The sequence below is a fragment of the Rudaea sp. genome (genome assembly GCF_036383415.1).
GTDB lineage: Bacteria > Pseudomonadota > Gammaproteobacteria > Xanthomonadales > Rhodanobacteraceae > Rudaea.
Genome location: NZ_DASVOK010000242.1, coordinates 1 through 1,521, shown reverse-complemented (window position 1 = coordinate 1,521; position 1,521 = coordinate 1). Strand labels below are relative to the sequence as shown.

Here is a 1,521-nt window from a genome sequence, read left to right as displayed (position 1 = left end):
GCCGTTGCCCGGCTGGCCCTCGATGAGGAATACGCCATTGCCGGGCGGGATACCACCTGCGTCGCTCCACCAGGCGGCGCGTTCGTCGGCCATCGGCGAGCGCGGTCTTCCATTGAGATCGAGCGCGGTGAAGCGGAAGCCGCCGGGCATCGCACCGACCGGGCTGCGCGTATAGGCCGATGCGTAGGTCGCGCCGAATGCGCGCCACATGTCGTACGTGGTCGTGCTCGCGGCGGTGGCGAGCGCGGCGTCTTCCCAGCCCGACGCGTGCAACTGAGCGAGGGCTTCGGCAGCCTGTGCCTTCAAGTCTCCGGCATTGAGCATGCCCGCGTCGCGCAGCGTGGCGCAACGCGTCGTCCACGTGGCGGTGTTGTTGCCCGGCAGTTTCGCCAACGCGCCGCGCACTTCGTCGAAACGCGCATCAAGCAGGGCGCAAGGTGCGAGCAGCGCCGCCTCGGTGCCGTAGTCGTAGAGCGGCCGCCCATGGCTGTCGCCGGTCGGCGCGAGAATGTTCGGCTCGACCGCGACGACGCCGTCAAGCCAGGCCGCCTTGTCGATGCCTGCCGCGCGCAACGCCGCGGCGCCGCCATTCGACAGGCCGATGGCGATGATCTTCGTGTTCTGCGGCGTGAACGGCGCCTGCGCGGGAAACGCGCGATCGAGCATCGCCAGGCCGAACTGCGTCGCATGCAGCAGATGCTCGCCCCAGTGCGCCTCGGGGTTGTCGGTCGAGTGTGCGTGCTTGACCGCGATGCCCGCGTCGCCGTAGCGGCCGGCCAGTGCAAACTCGAGTTCGGTCGTACCGACTTCGGCGCGCGTGCCGTCGAGCGCTACGCCGCTGTGCGTCACCGTGTCGAAATAGCCTGACCCCGCGCCCTTGTCGGTGTAGGCCACCGCGCAGCCGCGCGCGAGCCCCCATGCGCCGGCGAACGAGATCGCGCCGTAAATGCCGCGCGAGCCCGACGAGGCGGTGACGACCAGGCAGCGCGCCTGCGCGTCGAACGCGTCGGGAATCTGCGCCATGACGCGGTGCGGCTGCAGATCGCCGTGAATATGCGCGAACGCGTGGTATTCGCGGCCGTCGATCTTCGGCGCGTTGCCGTAGACCGTGCCGTAGCCGCCGAGCGGACCGAGGTCGGCGATGCCCGTCCAGGCAGTGCGGATCGCACGGCGGCGCAACTCGGCCGGCGTCGGTTCGGCGGGATTGGCGAACGGCGCGGGTGGCGCGCGCAATCCCGCGAGGCCGAGTCCGGCGCTGAGCAGATCGTCGTCACCGCGATGCGCGGTTTCGCGAATGGCGCCGAGCGGGAAGGATATCGACATCGCTGCCTCCTGCGCCAACGATACCATGCGTACACCGATAGCCAACGAACTGCTACAGTTCGCGCCGATGAGCACGCGCATCCTGATTGCCGACGATCATCCCTTGTTCCGCGCCGCCCTGCGCAGCGCGGTGGCGCAAGCCGAGCCTGGCGCGACGATCGTCGAGGCCGACGACCTTGCGGGTGCGATGGCGCGGCT

General features: G+C 69.8%; 1 protein-coding gene and 1 pseudogene. One reads left to right on the top strand and one right to left on the bottom strand.

What is annotated here, in order from left to right; translation table 11 throughout:
- Nucleotides 1-1,323 (bottom strand): 3-hydroxybutyrate oligomer hydrolase family protein (locus VF497_RS09235; protein ID WP_330887930.1); only part of this gene is annotated, 1,323 nt, incomplete at its 3' end.
- Between the two features lie 67 nt (nt 1,324-1,390).
- Here VF497_RS09235 and VF497_RS09230 point away from each other — a divergent pair.
- Nucleotides 1,391-1,521 (top strand): annotated as a pseudogene (locus tag VF497_RS09230) (DNA-binding response regulator); the annotation flags it as partial.